23 protein-coding genes and 2 tRNA genes are annotated in these 15,061 nt (G+C 60.0%); 19 read left to right on the top strand and 6 right to left on the bottom strand.

Features of this window, described 5'->3' with window-relative positions:
* Positions 1 to 22: 22 nt before the first annotated feature.
* A complete protein-coding gene (locus V5N13_RS03800) occupies positions 23 to 1,036 on the top strand; it encodes an amidohydrolase family protein (RefSeq protein ID WP_336361414.1) in 1,014 nt (337 codons plus the stop codon).
* Between the two features lie 149 nt (positions 1,037 to 1,185).
* On the top strand, positions 1,186 to 1,626 hold the full coding sequence (locus V5N13_RS03795; protein ID WP_332899506.1) for a universal stress protein: 441 nt from the start codon (positions 1,186 to 1,188) through the stop codon (positions 1,624 to 1,626).
* Here V5N13_RS03795 and V5N13_RS03790 read toward each other — a convergent pair.
* The 3 genes from V5N13_RS03790 to V5N13_RS03780 all read right to left on the bottom strand — a co-directional run bounded on the left by V5N13_RS03790 (position 1,614) and on the right by V5N13_RS03780 (position 3,173).
* A complete protein-coding gene (locus V5N13_RS03790; protein ID WP_336359672.1) occupies positions 1,614 to 2,555 on the bottom strand; it encodes a biotin--[acetyl-CoA-carboxylase] ligase in 942 nt (313 codons plus the stop codon). The genes V5N13_RS03795 and V5N13_RS03790 overlap by 13 nt on opposite strands.
* A gap of 32 nt (positions 2,556 to 2,587) precedes the next feature.
* Positions 2,588 to 2,920, bottom strand: a complete 333-nt coding sequence (locus V5N13_RS03785) for a NifU family protein (protein WP_336359671.1) — start codon at positions 2,918 to 2,920, stop codon at positions 2,588 to 2,590.
* A 67-nt stretch (positions 2,921 to 2,987) separates the two neighbouring features.
* Positions 2,988 to 3,173, bottom strand: coding sequence for a hypothetical protein (locus tag V5N13_RS03780; RefSeq protein WP_336359670.1), 186 nt, complete (start codon positions 3,171 to 3,173; stop codon positions 2,988 to 2,990).
* 123 nt (positions 3,174 to 3,296) lie between these two features.
* Between V5N13_RS03780 and V5N13_RS03775 the strand changes: the two genes are divergently transcribed.
* Positions 3,297 to 3,824, top strand: a complete 528-nt coding sequence (locus V5N13_RS03775; RefSeq protein WP_336359669.1) for a hypothetical protein — start codon at positions 3,297 to 3,299, stop codon at positions 3,822 to 3,824.
* Here the strand turns inward: V5N13_RS03775 and V5N13_RS03770 are convergent.
* Together V5N13_RS03770 and V5N13_RS03765 are read right to left on the bottom strand one after the other, a co-directional pair.
* A complete protein-coding gene (locus V5N13_RS03770) occupies positions 3,821 to 4,030 on the bottom strand; it encodes a hypothetical protein (protein WP_332899500.1) in 210 nt (69 codons plus the stop codon). The two genes, V5N13_RS03775 and V5N13_RS03770, sit on opposite strands and share 4 nt — an antisense overlap.
* Positions 4,031 to 4,032: 2 nt before the next feature.
* A complete protein-coding gene (locus tag V5N13_RS03765; RefSeq protein WP_332899499.1) occupies positions 4,033 to 5,070 on the bottom strand; it encodes an Mrp/NBP35 family ATP-binding protein in 1,038 nt (345 codons plus the stop codon).
* 189 nt (positions 5,071 to 5,259) lie between these two features.
* On the opposite strand from V5N13_RS03765, the gene moaA reads away from it, so the two are divergent.
* The 14 genes from moaA to rpsB all read left to right on the top strand — a co-directional run bounded on the left by moaA (position 5,260) and on the right by rpsB (position 12,532).
* Complete coding sequence (gene moaA, locus V5N13_RS03760) at positions 5,260 to 6,231, top strand: GTP 3',8-cyclase MoaA (protein ID WP_336359668.1); 972 nt, start codon at positions 5,260 to 5,262, stop codon at positions 6,229 to 6,231.
* A 229-nt stretch (positions 6,232 to 6,460) separates the two neighbouring features.
* Positions 6,461 to 6,545, top strand: a tRNA-Ser gene (locus tag V5N13_RS03755).
* 69 nt (positions 6,546 to 6,614) lie between these two features.
* Positions 6,615 to 7,106, top strand: a complete 492-nt coding sequence (locus V5N13_RS03750) for a 30S ribosomal protein S13 (RefSeq protein WP_336359667.1) — start codon at positions 6,615 to 6,617, stop codon at positions 7,104 to 7,106.
* Between the two features lie 3 nt (positions 7,107 to 7,109).
* Complete coding sequence (locus tag V5N13_RS03745) at positions 7,110 to 7,640, top strand: 30S ribosomal protein S4 (protein WP_332899496.1); 531 nt, start codon at positions 7,110 to 7,112, stop codon at positions 7,638 to 7,640.
* A complete protein-coding gene (locus V5N13_RS03740; RefSeq protein WP_332899495.1) occupies positions 7,637 to 8,023 on the top strand; it encodes a 30S ribosomal protein S11 in 387 nt (128 codons plus the stop codon). Before V5N13_RS03745 ends, V5N13_RS03740 begins: the two co-directional genes overlap by 4 nt.
* Before the next feature lie 2 nt (positions 8,024 to 8,025).
* The gene (locus tag V5N13_RS03735; RefSeq protein WP_332899494.1) at positions 8,026 to 8,772 is read left to right on the top strand and encodes a DNA-directed RNA polymerase subunit D; all 747 of its coding nucleotides are present in this window, start codon (positions 8,026 to 8,028) and stop codon (positions 8,770 to 8,772) included.
* Positions 8,773 to 8,892: 120 nt separating this feature from the next.
* Positions 8,893 to 8,977: transfer RNA gene (locus tag V5N13_RS03730), tRNA-Leu, on the top strand.
* A 26-nt stretch (positions 8,978 to 9,003) separates the two neighbouring features.
* Positions 9,004 to 9,354 (top strand): 50S ribosomal protein L18e, encoded by a 351-nt coding sequence (locus tag V5N13_RS03725; protein ID WP_332899493.1) that lies wholly within the window; start codon positions 9,004 to 9,006, stop codon positions 9,352 to 9,354.
* Complete coding sequence (locus V5N13_RS03720) at positions 9,351 to 9,788, top strand: 50S ribosomal protein L13 (RefSeq protein WP_332899492.1); 438 nt, start codon at positions 9,351 to 9,353, stop codon at positions 9,786 to 9,788. The genes V5N13_RS03725 and V5N13_RS03720 overlap by 4 nt, the downstream gene beginning before the upstream one ends.
* Positions 9,782 to 10,177 carry a 30S ribosomal protein S9 gene (locus tag V5N13_RS03715; protein ID WP_332899491.1) on the top strand — a complete coding sequence of 132 codons (396 nt, stop codon included), beginning with the start codon at positions 9,782 to 9,784 and terminating at the stop codon, positions 10,175 to 10,177. Before V5N13_RS03720 ends, V5N13_RS03715 begins: the two co-directional genes overlap by 7 nt.
* Before the next feature lie 12 nt (positions 10,178 to 10,189).
* The gene (locus tag V5N13_RS03710) at positions 10,190 to 10,384 is read left to right on the top strand and encodes a DNA-directed RNA polymerase subunit N (RefSeq protein WP_332899490.1); all 195 of its coding nucleotides are present in this window, start codon (positions 10,190 to 10,192) and stop codon (positions 10,382 to 10,384) included.
* Between the two features lie 5 nt (positions 10,385 to 10,389).
* Positions 10,390 to 10,566 (top strand): DNA-directed RNA polymerase subunit K, encoded by a 177-nt coding sequence (locus V5N13_RS03705; protein WP_442904943.1) that lies wholly within the window; start codon positions 10,390 to 10,392, stop codon positions 10,564 to 10,566.
* Positions 10,563 to 11,759: a phosphopyruvate hydratase gene (gene eno / locus V5N13_RS03700; protein WP_336359666.1), complete on the top strand. Its 1,197-nt coding sequence runs from the start codon at positions 10,563 to 10,565 to the stop codon at positions 11,757 to 11,759. Before V5N13_RS03705 ends, eno begins: the two co-directional genes overlap by 4 nt.
* Entirely contained in the window at positions 11,756 to 12,532 is a 777-nt protein-coding gene (gene rpsB / locus V5N13_RS03695) for a 30S ribosomal protein S2 (protein WP_336359665.1), read from the top strand. Before eno ends, rpsB begins: the two co-directional genes overlap by 4 nt.
* 18 nt (positions 12,533 to 12,550) lie before the next feature.
* Here rpsB and V5N13_RS03690 read toward each other — a convergent pair whose 3' ends face one another.
* Positions 12,551 to 13,135, bottom strand: a complete 585-nt coding sequence (locus V5N13_RS03690) for an NUDIX hydrolase (protein WP_336359664.1) — start codon at positions 13,133 to 13,135, stop codon at positions 12,551 to 12,553.
* Positions 13,136 to 13,208: 73 nt separating this feature from the next.
* On the opposite strand from V5N13_RS03690, the gene mvk reads away from it, so the two are divergent.
* Entirely contained in the window at positions 13,209 to 14,201 is a 993-nt protein-coding gene (mvk, locus tag V5N13_RS03685; RefSeq protein WP_336359663.1) for a mevalonate kinase, read from the top strand.
* On the top strand, positions 14,198 to 14,944 hold the full coding sequence (locus V5N13_RS03680) for an isopentenyl phosphate kinase (RefSeq protein WP_336359662.1): 747 nt from the start codon (positions 14,198 to 14,200) through the stop codon (positions 14,942 to 14,944). The genes mvk and V5N13_RS03680 overlap by 4 nt, the downstream gene beginning before the upstream one ends.
* Positions 14,945 to 15,061: the final 117 nt, after the last annotated feature.

Below are 15,061 nucleotides of genomic sequence, written 5' to 3'. Positions count from 1 at the left end.
GATGGCGGAAAATCACTCGTCTATGGAACTCACAGGGACAATTTTACGCGGGCGGTCGTTCGACCCCATCGAAGGACGCCTCGTCGTCGAAGACGGCGAAATCACTGCCATCGAGGAAGCGCCCACGGACTCGACGGACATCATCCTCCCGGCGTTCGTAAACGCCCACACGCACATCGGCGACTCGATTGCCAAAGAAGCAGGCGGCGGCCTCTCGCTCGACGAGCTCGTCGCGCCACCAGACGGCTTGAAACACCGATTGCTCCGAGCGGCAGACCGGTCAGAAATGGTCTCCGCGATGCGCCGGTCGATTTCGTTCATGCAACAGACCGGCACCGCGGCGTTCATCGAGTTCCGCGAAGGCGGCACCGAAGGCGTCGAAGTGCTCAGAGAAGCCGCAGACGGCCAGCCAGTCGAACCCGTCATCCTCGGCCGCGAAGAGATTGCGGCGATGGAAGCGAGCGATGGCTATGGCGCAAGCGGCGCGAGAGACGCCGAATTTGGGCCTGAGCGCACTGCGACTCGTGAGGCTAGAAAACTGTTCGGCATCCACGCGGGCGAGCGTGACGAACTCGACATCAACCCGGCGCTCGACTTAGACCCGGACTTTCTGGTGCACATGGTACACCCCCAACAGATTCACTTCGAACGGGTCGAAGACAACAACATCCCAATTGTCGTCTGCCCGCGGTCGAATCTCGTCACGAACGTTGGCATCCCTCCAATCGCGGAGTGGTGCAACCGGACGACGGTCGCCCTTGGTACGGACAACGTGATGCTCAACAGCCCCTCGATGTTTCGCGAGATGGAGTTCACCGCGAAACTCGCGGACGTGTCGGCCACGGACGTTCTCCAAATGGCGACCGTCAACGGCGCTGAAATCGCCGGGCTCGACTACGGCGTCCTCGAAGCAGGCAGACCAGCAAAGCTGCAGGTGTTAGACGGTGATTCGGACAACCTCACCGGTGCCAACGAAGTCGTTAGAGCCGTCGTCCGACGGGCTGGCGCGAGCGACGTGAAAGCCGTCTATCTCTAACGATACCTTTCTCTCAGAGAACAGTTTTTCTGACAATATTTCGAACACACCAATATATGTTTTAGTTCGTACATATAACGGAGTCTCAACCGGCACCGTCGCTACAACAGTTAAGAGTCGTCGGGCTGAATGTGTTATCGACTAACACGATGTACGAGCGCATTCTCGTTCCAACGGACGGCTCTGACGGCATCGACAGCGTCGTCGAACAGGTCGTCGAACTCGCACAGGTTCACGATGCGACGATTCACGCCGTCTACGTCATCAACACGGCGAGCTTCGCCAATCTCCCGATGGAAACCTCCTGGGATGGTGTGAACGAAATGCTCTCGAACGAAGGCGACACCGCACTCAACAGACTCGAAGAGCTCATCGACGGCCGGGTTCCGGTAAAACGTGTCCTCCTCGAAGGCTCACCGAGTAAAGAAATCGTCCGCTACGCGAAAACCGAAGACTGTGACCTGATTTTCATGGGTACCCACGGCCGGGGTGGCATCGACCGCTTGCTCCTCGGGAGCGTCGCAGAGAAAGTCGTAAGAACCTCAGATATTCCCGTGCTGACCGTTCGCGTTTCCTCTCAACGCGACTGAACCGGCCGGAGGTGCTCACATTCGCCCGCCGAAATCCGCACAGTGCCGTCGTCAGTTTTTAACACGAGCGTTCCCGGGAACTCGACATCGACGGCTTCACCGAGTACGTCGCCATTCGGCGTTTCGACGCGGACGTACTGACCAAGGGTGAGGGCATATTCGCGCCACGCAGGCAGGATAGCCTCCGTATCCGCCGCGAGTTCGGTAAACTCCTCAAGCACGCGTTGGACGACGATTCGACGATTCACTTCCCCTCCTTCTATCTGGAGGCTCGTCGCTGTCTCCGGAATCTGGTCTGCGTCGAGGTTTGCGTTGATGCCGATTCCGACGACGACCCACGAGACGCGGTCTGCCTCGCCCGCCATCTCTGTGAGGATGCCACAGAGCTTCTTCTCGCCCTCTGCGGTCGAGACAAGCACGTCATTCGGCCACTTGATAACGGCTTCGACGCCTGCCTCTCGGGCGACTTTTGTGACTGCGACGGCAGCGGCCAGCGTCAACAATGGCGCGTGAGACGTGGGGAGCTCCGGGCGGAGCACGAGGCTCATCCAGACGCCACCGGCGGGCGCTTGCCAGTCACGATTCAGGCGACCACGGCTTCCAGTTTGCTCGTCTGCGAGCACGACGACGTTCTCTGCGCCTTCTTTGGCCAGTTCACGTGCCCGGCTGTTCGTACTGTCAATCGACTCGTGATACTCGATGTTGTAGGGGGCGTCGAGACCAAACTCGACGGCGGGGCCACCGTACTCAGGCACGGAGGCGAGGACATATCCCTCACCATCGCTCTCGATTTCGAATCCGGCCTCGCGGAGCGCTTCGACGTGTTTCCAGACCGCCGCCCGCGAAATCCCCAGCTCGTCTGCGAGTGCAGGCCCGGAGCGCGACCCGTCTGCGAGCGCAGCCAACACGCGCGCTCTCGTATCGTTCATACCCGGTGTTTAGCCGGGGAGTAGAAAATCGTTTAGAAGGGGGCTTGTGGGCGGTTCTCGTCGTCCTCGCTGCCAGAGAAAGACGGCATGCTCGGGGTGCTGTCCATACCGGTATAGGCGTGGACGACGTCGATCTCTGGAATCTCGGCGACGAGGCGGTGTTTGAGCGCCTGTACCGTCATCGGGGAGATGCCACAGCCGCTGCACGCGCCGCCGAGCGAGATGGAGACTTCACCGTTTTCGAGGTCTAAGTCCTGAATCGCCGCACTCCCGCCGTGCATCTGAATCTGCGGGAAGTTTCGCATCATGAACAGCCGGATGCGCTCTCGCACGTCCTCTTCTGTCGCTTGCGTCTCTATGCTCATGGCTGAACGAAGGGAGTCTGCAGATATAGCGTTTCGCCCCGGTGAACCGCCCGTTTTACCCGATTTATCACCCGTTGCGGGCTAACCAGAGGCCGGTCAGGGCAATCGAGAGAGCGACACCAACCCCAACGCCGAGCCCACTCGGGAAACTCGCCGCAAAATCTTTCGTGAGCATCCCGATGGCCGTCGCCAACGCGAACGCGATGACGCCCGCGAGGCACGCCCGGAGGAGAATTCCGCGGTAGAGAGACATACCTCTCCGGTAGAGACGGGTGGGTAAAAATGAGCGGAAACTAATGTCATTATCGAGGCCTTGTCTTTCAAGCTGCCATCAAAAATATCAATTGTTAAGAATTAATAACAATATATTACTAGTATGGCCGGCGAGATAAATGATAATGATATCGACAAACTCCAAATTTGCTATGATAGAATTGCAAATGACGGATTAAAAATACTCAGATATAATCTTGTAATTATTGGAATTTATATATCTGTAATAGGCTTTCTTTTCCAATCTTCACCGGAACTTCAGTATCGACTAATTACAAGTTATTATACTTGGTGTGGGGCTTTTGTATGGCTACTCTCGTCATTTTATGTCCTTTTCGCATATGACACCTCTCGTAAATTGTCAGTAGTGAATTTCTACCCAAATATGGGTCGGCTACTTGAGAAAACAAATCCAAGAACATTGACTTTCAATGTCCGAGCAGCTGTTTATACTTCTGCTATCGCTTTTTCATTATTGGGGGTCGGTATATTCGATTCATTCCTACCGGTTGGAATCGCCCTCGAATATATCGGAGTGTCTGCATTTATTATTCTGGTTGTAGCAGTGATTCCACTATTAGTCACAAAATATGGATTATTTGCCAAAAGAACTCTCGAAGAACTGTTCTAACGCTCTAACGTGCCGCGTTCGACCACTTGCAGGATGAACTTCATGTTGAGGTAGATGTCCTGTGGTGTGGTCTCCTCGTCGGGGTCGTAGAGGTCGCTGATGCGGTACAGCAGCGCCGAAATCTTATCGGCCTCGTCCGACCCGTCGCGCACGTCGTCTGCGATTTCGCGGAGTGTGTCCATTCGCTCGGTGTCCTTCTCGACCATGGTTATTGCATCCGTCGGCGGAGTAGAATCCCGACGTTCGTGGCAGTATTCTCCGTGAATTGCCTGAACGCGTCGCCGGTCGCTGAGTCTTCGTCCATCACGACGGGTTTGCCTTCGTCACCGCCCGTGCGGACGCGCGGGTCGAGGGGAATTTTTCCGAGGAACGGCATCTCGACTTCCTCTGCGAAGCGCTCGCCGCCGCCTTCACCGAAGATGGAGTGGTCGCTGCCACAGTCTGGACAACGGAAAGAGCTCATGTTCTCGACGATGCCGAGGACGGGCGTTTGGTGCTTGCCGAACATGCGGAGGGCTTTCCGGGCGTCGTCGAGGGCGACTTCCTGTGGGGTCGTGACGATGACTGCACCGGTGACGGGGACGGTTTGGAGGAGAGTGAGTTGGGTGTCGCCAGTCCCGGGTGGGAGGTCGATAATCATGTAGTCGAGGTGGCCCCATTCGACGTCTTCCCAGAGTTGGGTGAGGAGCTTGTGGACCATTGGGCCGCGCCAGATGACGGGGTCGTCTTGGCCGGTGAGGAATGCCATACTCATCAACTTCATCCCGAATTTCTCGGGCGGGACGATTTTCTCCTCGGCGGTTGCCTTCGGGCGTTCGTCTGAGCCGACCATCCGCGGGACGTTTGGGCCGTAGACGTCTGCGTCGAAGAGACCGACGCGCGCGCCCATTTGGGAGAGGCCAGCGGCCAAGTTCACCGCAACCGTAGATTTTCCGACGCCTCCTTTGCCCGAGGCGACGGCGATGATGTTCTTGACGTTCGGGAGGATACTTTCGTCTGCGGTGATGCCACGGTCTACGTCTGCGGTGAGTTCCGGCTCGATGCCTTCTTTTGAGAGTACTTCGCGTACGCGAGCGGCGATCTGTGTTTCGTTCGGCGAGTAGGGTGCACCGAGCGCGAGTGAGATGTGGACGGTGTCGTCTGCGTCGATAGTGACCTCGTTTACGAGGTTCAGCGAGACGATGTCGTCACCGAGGTCGGGGTCGTCTACCCGTCGCAGGAGGTCGAGGATGTCCGCTTTGTCCATGGTCGCACGTACATCGTGACGGGGCGATAAGGCTTGTGAAGGCCCAGACCGACGACGGACTTCGTCGGTAGACTGACGCTCGATTGCAACGGGGTCTCGTTGCGGATTGCCGGAACCCGTAAGCAATTTTGGTTACTTTGGGGGTGTTTTGTCCCGCCAACTTATGCGGACGCACGAGAAGTGTGTCATATGCTCACGGACGATTTTGGCCGCGAGGTGACGGGCGTGCGGATTTCGCTCACCGACCGGTGTAATTTTGATTGTGTCTACTGTCACAACGAGGGGCTTGGGGACACGCGCGGGCCGATGGACCCGCAAGAAAACGAGATGAGCGCGGACGACGTGGTTCGATTTCTGGAGGTCGTCGAAGAGTTTGGCGTCGAGAAAGTGAAGTTCACAGGCGGCGAGCCGATGTTGCGCGAAGATTTAGAGGAGATTATTCGGCGGACGCCCGACTCGATGGAGGTGTCGCTGACGACGAACGGGACGTTCTTGCCGGGCCGGGCGGAGGCGCTCAAAGAAGCTGGGCTTGCGCGGGTGAACGTCTCACAGGACGCGCTCGACCCCAAAGAGTTCGCGGAGATTACGAAAAGCGGAGCCTACGACCGCGTGCTCGAAGGCGTGCAAGCGGCACTTGACGCGGGACTCGACCCCGTGAAGCTGAACATGGTCGTGTTCAAGCAGACAGCGGGCTACGTCCCGGAGATGGTAGACCACGTTGCCGAAAACGAGGGCTTGCAACTCCAGCTCATCGAGTACATGCCGGAGTTGACCGGCCACGACGAGTGGGCAATCGACATCGGGCGGGTTCACGACTGGCTCGCAGACCAAGCAGACCATATCGAACGCCGGAACATGCACGGCAGAAAGCGCTACTACATCGGGAAGGGCATGGTCGAAATCGTCGACCCAGTCGGGAACAAGAGCTTCTGTGCGAACTGCCATCGCGTGCGCGTGACGCACGAAGGGTATCTAAAGGGCTGTCTCAACCGCAACGACGACCTGCGGCCGATGGGCGAGATGACGAAAGACGAGATTCGGACGGCGTTCCGTGCGGTCGTGGCGAATCGTGTTCCGTACTATGGCGAGTATCTCATCGAAGAAGATGGCGAGTGGGTTGTAAACGAGAAGTACCTCCCCGAGAAGACGGTCGGCGTCTGAGTTACAGTCTGTCCACAGCGGTTTTCTCTCTGTATTCGAGACTGTTCTAATACGCAACTATTCGCAGACTGTCTAGCTTTTTTCACCCCCGTTTGCCGTGAGACAGCATGACGGGCAGGCGGGTTGCTTTCGTTGTGTTTAAGTACCCTAACCGGATTTGTACCAGTGTAAGCGAATAGCTGTAGGGGCATGTGCCCCGAGTCCAACTGGGCGAAGATACTGAGCGCAGGTCGTGGTAGCCAAGTCTGGCCCAAGGCGCAGGGTTGCTAACTCTGTGGCGTCAAGCCTCCGGGGTTCGAATCCCCGCCACGACGTCTCGAACGTCCAATAACGGACACTTTCGACCGAAGCAACGAAGTTGCTTCATCAACCATTCAGCAACAATGAGTGCAGAAGAACCCAACACGGACGAAGAACAAGAGGACATCAGATACTTCGTTCGTATCGGACAGACAGACCTCGATGGTACGAAGAGCATCGAGCGTGCACTGAGCGAGATGAACGGCATTGGCCGACGGACGGCCCGCATCATCGCGAAAAAAGCCAACATCGACCGACGTGAAACGTTCGGCCGCCTCGAGGACGACGAGATTGAATCGATTGTCTCCCTCGTAGAAGAGTACGCTGACGAAGTGCCAGTGTGGCTCACGAATCGTCAAAGCGACTTCTACACGGGCGAGACGAAACACATCACCGGTAACGACGTAAACCTCACGCGAACGCGTGACATCAACCGGATGAAGATGATTAACTCCTACAAGGGCGCACGCCACAAGCGCGGACAGAAAGTTCGTGGCCAGCGCACCAAGTCCACCGGACGCTCGGAGGGAACCATCGGTGTCAACATCGAAGCCATCAAACAGGAGGAGGAGTAATAAATGTCGCTTCCCGGACAGAACACGAAGTTCTACGAAACCCCGAACCACCCGTTCCAGGGCGAGCGCATCGCCGAAGAGCACGGGCTCGCCGGTCGTTACGGCCTGAAGAACAAAGAAGAACTCTGGAAGGCGCAGTCGGAACTGCGTAACTACCGCCGCGAAGCCCGCGAACTGCTCGGGCAGACGCAAGGCGACACGGAACTCGCAACCGAGCGCGGTTCCCAGTTCCTCGCCCGTCTCAAGCGCATCGGCATCCTCTCCGAGGACGACAGCCTTGACGACGTCCTGAGTCTCGACGTGAACGACGTGCTCGAACGCCGTCTCCAGACGGTCGCCTACCGCAAAGGCCTCGGTCACACGCCAAAGCAGGCACGCCAGTTCATCGTCCACGGTCACGTCACCGTCGCCGGCAGCCGTGTTACCACTCCCTCTGCGAAGGTATCCGTCGCAGATGAGGATTCGGTCGCGTTCGACGAGACCAGCCCACTCGCAGACGACCTGCACCCTGAGCGTTCGGAGGACCAACAATGAGTTCTGAAGAAGAAAAATGGGGCATTGCCCACGTTTACGCATCGTTCAACAACACCATCATCACGGTCACCGACCAGACGGGCGCCGAGACGATCGTCAAATCGTCCGGTGGTACCGTAGTCAAGCAGAACCGTGACGAAGCATCCCCGTACGCGGCGATGCAGATGGCTGAGACGGTCGCAGAGGAGATTCACGCCGCTGGTATCACTGGCCTGCACATCCGTGTGCGTGGCCCCGGTGGCAACCTCCAGAAGAACCCAGGCCCCGGCGCACAGGCGACGATTCGCGCGCTCGCCCGTGCCGGACTCGAAATCGGCCGCATCGAAGACGTCACGCCAATTCCGCACGACGGCACTCGTGCTCCTAAGAACAGCGGGTTCTAACAATGGCTGTCGACTACGAAGTGGAGTTCATCGACTACACGGATCGCAGGTCGCGATTCCTCGTCCGTGGGGTCACCCCGGCATTCGCAAACGGCATCCGCCGCGCGATGATTACGGACGTGCCCACGCTGTCGATCGACACGGTTCGGTTCATCGAGAACTCGAGTGTGATGTTCGACGAGATGATCGCCCTGCGACTGGGTCTCGTCCCGCTCACCTCGCCCATCGGCGAGTTCGAGCTCGGTGACACCGTCACCCTGAGTCTCGACGTGAAAGGGCCGGCAACGGCGTACTCGGGCGACCTCGTCTCGGCGGACGACCTCGTCCAGCCCGCAGACCAGAACGTCCCCATCGTCGAACTCAAAGAGAGCCAGCGTCTCGAATTCGAGGCCGACGCGGTTCTCGACACCGGCAAATCCCACGCGAAGTTCCAAGGTGGGGTGGCCGTTGGCTACCGACACCTCCAGCGTGTCGAGGTCGTCGGTGACGCAGGTGAGTTTGAGGATGACGAACCGAACATCCTTCGTGGTGTAATCGAAGAAGACGGAGAACTGGTCGGCACCGAAGAGTTCGACCACGACCTCTCGAAGCGGTATCCAGGCAAGGAAGTCGAAGTCACCGACGTGCCGAACGCGTTCGTGTTCGACGTCGAAACTGACGGGTCGTTCACCGTCGCAGACCTCGTCCTCGCCGCCGCCGATAGTCTCGGTGACCGCGCCGCAGAACTCGAAGAAGCAGTCCAACTGTAAGCAGACCAATGATCCCTTCAAACCACATTCAGTCCCGGACGCCTGCCCACAAAACCACCGGCAGGACCGGGTGTGCAATCGAAACAGGTTTGAAGGCCAACCCAAAACACATGCATGCGAGCAGGGGTAGCCAAGTCAGGCCAACGGCGCAGCGTTCAGGGCGCTGTCTCGTAGGAGTCCGCAGGTTCAAATCCTGCCCCCTGCACTCAGTTTTCCACCAGGAGCGATATTATGAGTAAGACGAATCCGAGGCTCGCCAGTCTCATCGCCGACCTGAAGTCGACCGCCCGTGATTCGGGTGCCGACATCTGGAGCGATGTTGCTGACCGACTCGAAAAGCCCCGGCGTAACCACGCAGAGGTCAACCTGGGCCGTATCGAGCGGTACGCCAAAGAGGACGAAACCGTCGTTGTACCTGGAAAGGTGCTCGGCAGTGGCGTCCTTCAAAAGTCGGTCACCGTCGCTGCAGTCGACTTCTCGTCGTCAGCAGAGACGAAGATCAAGCAAGTCGGTGAGCCAGTTAAGCTGGAACAGATCCTTGAACAGAACCCCAACGGAACGAACATTCGGGTGATTCAATGAGCGCAGCCGAATTCGACGTCGACGTCATTGTCGACGCCCGCGACTGCATCATGGGTCGGGTGGCCAGCCAGGTCGCCCAGCTCGCCTTAGACGGCGAGCGCGTTGCCGTGGTGAACGCAGAAGAAACCATCATCACCGGCAGCAAAGACGACATCTTCTCGGTCTACGAGAAGCGTGCCGAGATCGGCTCTGACCAGGGCCCATACTACCCAAAGCGTCCCGACATGATCTTCAAGCGCGCCATCCGCGGCATGCTGCCATACAAAACGCAGCGTGGCCGTGAGGCGCTCGAATCCGTCCGCGTCTACGTGGGTAACCCGTACGACGACGACGGCGAAGTCCTTGAAGGCACGTCGATCGACCGCTTATCGAACATCCGCTTTGTCCAACTGGGCGAAGTGAGCGAAAAACTGGGGGCCAACGTCACATGGTAACGAATACGAGTGGTAAGAAGAAGACGGCCATCGCCCGTGCAACGGTCAAAGCAGGCGAAGGTCGCGTGCGTATCAATTCCCAGCCAGTCGAACTGGTCGAACCAGAACTCGCCCGCCTCAAGATGCTGGAGCCGTTCCGCATCTCCGAAGGCCTGCGCGACTCGGTCGACATCGAAGTGCACGTGCAAGGCGGCGGCGTCGTCGGACAGGCCGACGCAGTCCGCACCGCCATCGCGCGTGGACTGGTTGAGCACTCTGCGGACGCCGAACTCCGCGACGCGTTCATGGAGTTCGACCGTTCCCTGCTGGTGAACGACGTTCGCCAGTCTGAACCAAAGAAGTGGGGCGGGCCCGGCGCTCGTGCCCGCTACCAGAAGTCCTACCGCTGAGGTGACCACGCCATGATGATACCAGTCCGGTGTTTCACGTGCGGCAAAGTTGTCGGCGAACACTGGGAAGAATTCGAAGCACGCGCCTTAGATGGCGATGAAGACCCCGAACAAGTACTCGACGACCTCGGGCTGGACCGATTCTGCTGTCGGCGCATGCTAGTGTCGCACCGCGACCTCGTCGATGTCGTCGCCCCATACCAGTGATATCCATGCAACGATACAGCCGGTACGAAAAAGCACGCATCCTCGGGGCACGCGCCCTGCAGGTGTCGTACGGCGCGCCCGTCCTCATTGAGACGGACGAATCCCAACCGATTCTCATCGCAGCCGAGGAGTTCGACGCCGGTGTCCTGCCGTTTACCGTCAACCGAGGTGCAAAGCAGTGACGCTCATCTCCGAGGTTCACTTACGCGCGATTCTCGACTCGCGGGGCAACCCGACGGTCGAAGCAGACGTGCGCACCGAAAGCGGTGGATTCGGCCGTGCAGCAGCCCCAAGTGGCGCGAGTACGGGCGAATTCGAAGCCATTGAACTCCCCGTCGAAGAGGCCATCGCGGCCGCCCGCGAACACGCCATCCCCCGACTCGTCGGGAAGGTGTACGCAGGCGACCAGCGCAGCGTTGACGCAGCCCTGCGCGCCGCAGACGGCACGGACAACTTCTCCGAGCTTGGTGCAAACAGCGCCGTCGCCATTTCGATGGCCGCGGCGAAGGCGGCCGCCGACCTGCTCGGCGCGCCCCTCTATCAGCACCTCGGTGGAACGTTCCGTGGGAACACGTTCCCCGTCCCCCTCGGCAACGTCATCGGCGGCGGCGAACACGCCACCGACGCGACGTACATCCAGGAGTTCCTTTCAGCCCCCATCGGCGCACCGAGCGTCGAGGACGCGGTGTTCGCGAACGCGGCAGTTCACGACACGGTCAAAGAACTGCTCGACGCTCGCGGCGTTGCGGCAGCGAAAGGCGATGAAGGCGCATGGGCACCATCGATTGACGACGCCGAAGCGTTCGACATCATGGCCGAAGCAACAGACGCGGTCGAAGACGACGTTGGCTTCGAGATTCGATTCGGCCTCGACGTGGCCGCATCCGAGTTGTTCGAAGACGGCGAGTACCACTACGGAGACGTCACGCGCACGCCTGACGAACAAGTAGACTACATCGCCTCCCTCGTCACTGACTACGACCTCGTGTACGTCGAGGACCCCCTCGACGAGAACGACTTTGACGGCTTCAAAGCGCTCACCGAGACCGTTGGCGACCGGACGCTCATCTGTGGTGACGACCTGTTCGTCACCAACACCGAGCGACTCGCAGACGGCATCGACATGGGCGCGGCGAACAGCATCCTCATCAAGCCAAACCAGATTGGCACGCTGAGTGACGCGTTCGACGCCGTTGAACTCGCCGTCCGAAACGGGTACGACCCGGTTATCTCCCACCGCAGTGGTGAGACAGAGGACACGACGATCGCACACCTCGCTGTCGCGACCGACGCCCCGTTCATCAAGACGGGTGCCGTAGGCGGCGAGCGCACTGCAAAACTCAACGAACTCATCCGAATCGAGGCAAACGCATGAGCGATAACGAACAAGAAGAAGGCCTCGAGGCGGCCGAGGAGGAGATCGACCAGGAGCCGACCGGCGAGGCCGGTGCGGAACCCGAGGTCGACCCCGACACGGACGTCCGAGAGGCAGATGACGAAGAGCCGGCCACCGAGGCCGAAGAAGAGAGCCCCGTGCTTGACGAGGACGTGATGGACAACCAGGAGGAGGCAGACCTCCTCATCCCGGTCGAGGATTACCTCGCCGCTGGTGTCCACATCGGTACTCAGCAGAAGACCAAGTACATGGAGCGGTTCATCCACCGCGTCCGTGACGACGGTCTGTACGTCCTTGACATCTCGAAAACAGACGAGCGCATCCGCACCGCTGCGGACTTCCTTGCGGGCTACAACCCAGAACAGATTCTGGTGACCTCGAGTCGCCAGTACGGTCGCTTCCCGGCAGAGAAGTTCGCCGACGCCGTCGGCGCACGCGCCCGAACGGGCCGCTTCATCCCCGGAACGCTGACCAACCCCGACTACGCAGGCTACATCGAGCCGGACGTCGTCGTGGTGACCGACCCGATTGGTGACAGTCAGGCCGTAAAAGAGGCCATCACCGTTGGAATTCCGGTCATCGCCATGTGCGACTCCAACAACTCGACCAGCAACGTAGACCTCGTCGTCCCAACGAACAACAAGGGTCGCAAAGCGCTGTCGGTCGTCTACTGGCTGCTTGCCAACGAGACGCTCGACCGCCGCGGCGCAGAGCCGTCCTACGCCCTCGAAGACTTCGAGAGCGAGATTTAAGCCGCCCTTTTTCGTTTCTTATTCATCGTCCGTGAGCGACGGCGTTCGCTCGGGGAGAGGCAGTTGGTGGAGTTCTGGATGCTGAAGCTGGTCTGGGAGCACGTCCCACCAGCGCGCCGCTTCGACTTCGTCTGCGTCCGGCTCTGGTGACCCCGAGAGGTGCTGGCCGTCGAACACCACAGAGAGGTTGAACAGCTCCGGTCGGGAGGGGTCCGCGTCGTCGGTGACGGTCGTGACGTGCACCTGATTGAGTCCGGTGAGCAAACACTCGACGCTCGTCTCTTCGCGCACTTCACGGCGTGCGGTTTCTTCGTAGGATTCGTCGGGGTTGATGTAGCCGCCCGGCGCGGTCCACGCGGCTTCGCCAACCCGCCGGATGAGGAGCACTTCGCCGTCGCGGTTCGAGAGCCAGACGCCCGCCCCGCCGAGGTCGCCGGTCTCCTCGAAGTGGGCGGCGGCGCCGTCGTAGCGTCCGGTGGGCCACGTTGCGGCCTTTTCGACGATTTCGTAGGTGCCGTAGGCCGCGTCGAACCGGCGAATCGTCTCCTCTACGTGGCGACGCATTCGCGCGGTGAGTGACATATCTGCAGGGATTGCGGTCATCACTATTGAAATGTGAGGATGCGTGACGGGTAAATTCGCAACTACTGTTATCCCTCGAACCCTCGAATGGGTAATGACCGTTTCAAGTGCTCCAGGCAAGGTCTATCTCTTTGGTGAGCACGCCGTCGTGTACGGGGAACCGGCCGTCCCCTGTGCTATCGAACGCCGCGCGCGAGTCACCGTAGACGCCCGCGATGACGGCCGCCTTCGCGTGCAGGCAGCCGACCTCACACTCGACGGGTTCACCGTCGAGTACAGCGGTGACGCGGGCGGCGCACCCGACGTGGACGTGCCAAGCGGCCTCGTTCGCGCTGCGATGGGCTACATCGACGGTGCCGTCTCACAGGCGCGAGACGCGGCGAACCAGCCAGACGCTGGCTTCGACATCACCATCGAAAGTTCGATTCCGCTCGGTGCGGGGCTTGGCTCTTCTGCCGCCGTGGTCGTCGCGGCCATCGACGCCGCCACCCGCGAACTCGGCGTCGAACTTACCAACGAACAGCTCGCAGACCGCGCCTATCAGGTCGAACTCGACGTCCAAGACGGGCAAGCGTCGCGCGCGGACACGTTCTGCTCTGCGATGGGCGGGGCGGTGCGCGTCGAAGGCGACGACTGTCGAACCATCGACGCACCCGACAACCTCCCGTTCGTCATCGGCTACGACGGCGGTGCGGGTGACACGGGCGTGCTCGTCGCAGGCGTTCGCAAACTCCGCGAAGAGTACGACTTCGCTGCGAACACCGTTTCTGCCATCGGCGACATCGTCCGTCACGGAGAGCAGGCGCTGGCAGACGGCAATATCGAGGAACTCGGCCGACTCATGAACTTCAATCACGGACTGCTCGAAGCCCTCGGCGTCTCCTCGCGTTCGCTCGATACGATGGTGTGGGCGGCGCGTGACGCCGATGCGCTCGGTGCAAAACTCACGGGCGCGGGTGGCGGTGGCTGTATCGTCGCACTCGACGAAACGGACGCGACGGCGACGGCGCTTCGCTTTACCATGGGCTGTGAAGATGCCTTCCGCGCCGAACTCGACACCGAAGGCGTGCGCGTGGAGGAACCATGACGACGGTGCTCAAACTCGGCGGCAGTATCATCACCGAGAAAGAAGGCGTCGAGAAAATCCACGAACCGCGCCTCGGAAAGGCAGTCGGGATGCTCGCCAACGCCGACATCTCGCGGCTCGTCCTCGTCCACGGCGGCGGGAGCTTTGGCCACCATCACGCGAACAAGTACGACGTTTCGACCACCGACGGCACCCACGACCCGGACGCCGTCCTCGACATCCACGAGGCGATGAAGCGCCTGAACGAAGTCGTCGTCCACCGGCTGAACGAAGCGGGCGTGCCCGCCGTGCCGGTCCACACGCTGTCGACGGCATCGCGGGACGCTGCCGGGGCACTCACGCTCGGGACGACGGCCGTCGAAACGCTGCTCGCAGAGGGGTTTGTCCCCGTACTCCACGGCGACGTCATCGCCCACGAAGGCAAGGGTGTGACCGTCGTGAGCGGCGACGAAATCGTGACGGCACTCGCCCAGTCGCTCGATGCAGACCGGGTTGGGCTCTGTTCTGCGGTTCCGGGCGTGCTCGATGCGGAGAACAATGTCATCCCCGAAATCACGTCATTCGAGTCGGTCGCGCAAGCACTCGGTGAGAGTGATGCGACGGACGTCTCAGGTGGGATGGCCGGGAAGGTTCGCGAACTGCTCACCCTCGGCGCACCCGCAGACATCTTCGGTCTCGATGACCTCGCGGCGTTTCTCGCAGGCAAGTCACCGGGCACCCGAATCGACGGCCGGGGCAACTGAGTGCGGAGTCGCCCACCATTCCACGTCCTTTTTAAGACCCGAGTTCGTACCGTTCCGTAACCGAGACAGCAAGCCGTCCACCTCGTGCGGTTGTGGGCGTTCGGCGGGGACCCGCCG

The sequence above is a fragment of the Haladaptatus sp. ZSTT2 genome (assembly GCF_037081775.1).
GTDB lineage: Archaea > Halobacteriota > Halobacteria > Halobacteriales > Halococcaceae > QDMS2.
Note: the sequence above shows the minus strand (reverse complement) of the source record. Positions and strands in the feature narration are given on the sequence as shown.

Bases quoted from the DNA above. Each gene is read 5' to 3' on its own strand.
- V5N13_RS03800 (WP_336361414.1), top strand. From the start codon at position 23: ATGGAACTCACAGGGACAATTTTACGCGGGCGGTCGTTCGACCCCATC.
- V5N13_RS03795 (WP_332899506.1), top strand. From the start codon at position 1,186: ATGTACGAGCGCATTCTCGTTCCAACGGACGGCTCTGACGGCATCGAC.
- V5N13_RS03790 (WP_336359672.1), bottom strand. From the start codon at position 2,555: ATGAACGATACGAGAGCGCGCGTGTTGGCTGCGCTCGCAGACGGGTCG.
- V5N13_RS03785 (WP_336359671.1), bottom strand. From the start codon at position 2,920: ATGAGCATAGAGACGCAAGCGACAGAAGAGGACGTGCGAGAGCGCATC.
- V5N13_RS03780 (WP_336359670.1), bottom strand. From the start codon at position 3,173: ATGTCTCTCTACCGCGGAATTCTCCTCCGGGCGTGCCTCGCGGGCGTC.
- V5N13_RS03775 (WP_336359669.1), top strand. From the start codon at position 3,297: ATGGCCGGCGAGATAAATGATAATGATATCGACAAACTCCAAATTTGC.
- V5N13_RS03770 (WP_332899500.1), bottom strand. From the start codon at position 4,030: ATGGTCGAGAAGGACACCGAGCGAATGGACACACTCCGCGAAATCGCA.
- V5N13_RS03765 (WP_332899499.1), bottom strand. From the start codon at position 5,070: ATGGACAAAGCGGACATCCTCGACCTCCTGCGACGGGTAGACGACCCC.
- moaA (WP_336359668.1), top strand. From the start codon at position 5,260: ATGCTCACGGACGATTTTGGCCGCGAGGTGACGGGCGTGCGGATTTCG.
- V5N13_RS03750 (WP_336359667.1), top strand. From the start codon at position 6,615: ATGAGTGCAGAAGAACCCAACACGGACGAAGAACAAGAGGACATCAGA.
- V5N13_RS03745 (WP_332899496.1), top strand. From the start codon at position 7,110: ATGTCGCTTCCCGGACAGAACACGAAGTTCTACGAAACCCCGAACCAC.
- V5N13_RS03740 (WP_332899495.1), top strand. From the start codon at position 7,637: ATGAGTTCTGAAGAAGAAAAATGGGGCATTGCCCACGTTTACGCATCG.
- V5N13_RS03735 (WP_332899494.1), top strand. From the start codon at position 8,026: ATGGCTGTCGACTACGAAGTGGAGTTCATCGACTACACGGATCGCAGG.
- V5N13_RS03725 (WP_332899493.1), top strand. From the start codon at position 9,004: ATGAGTAAGACGAATCCGAGGCTCGCCAGTCTCATCGCCGACCTGAAG.
- V5N13_RS03720 (WP_332899492.1), top strand. From the start codon at position 9,351: ATGAGCGCAGCCGAATTCGACGTCGACGTCATTGTCGACGCCCGCGAC.
- V5N13_RS03715 (WP_332899491.1), top strand. From the start codon at position 9,782: ATGGTAACGAATACGAGTGGTAAGAAGAAGACGGCCATCGCCCGTGCA.
- V5N13_RS03710 (WP_332899490.1), top strand. From the start codon at position 10,190: ATGATGATACCAGTCCGGTGTTTCACGTGCGGCAAAGTTGTCGGCGAA.
- V5N13_RS03705 (WP_442904943.1), top strand. From the start codon at position 10,390: ATGCAACGATACAGCCGGTACGAAAAAGCACGCATCCTCGGGGCACGC.
- rpsB (WP_336359665.1), top strand. From the start codon at position 11,756: ATGAGCGATAACGAACAAGAAGAAGGCCTCGAGGCGGCCGAGGAGGAG.
- V5N13_RS03690 (WP_336359664.1), bottom strand. From the start codon at position 13,135: ATGACCGCAATCCCTGCAGATATGTCACTCACCGCGCGAATGCGTCGC.
- mvk (WP_336359663.1), top strand. From the start codon at position 13,209: ATGACCGTTTCAAGTGCTCCAGGCAAGGTCTATCTCTTTGGTGAGCAC.
- V5N13_RS03680 (WP_336359662.1), top strand. From the start codon at position 14,198: ATGACGACGGTGCTCAAACTCGGCGGCAGTATCATCACCGAGAAAGAA.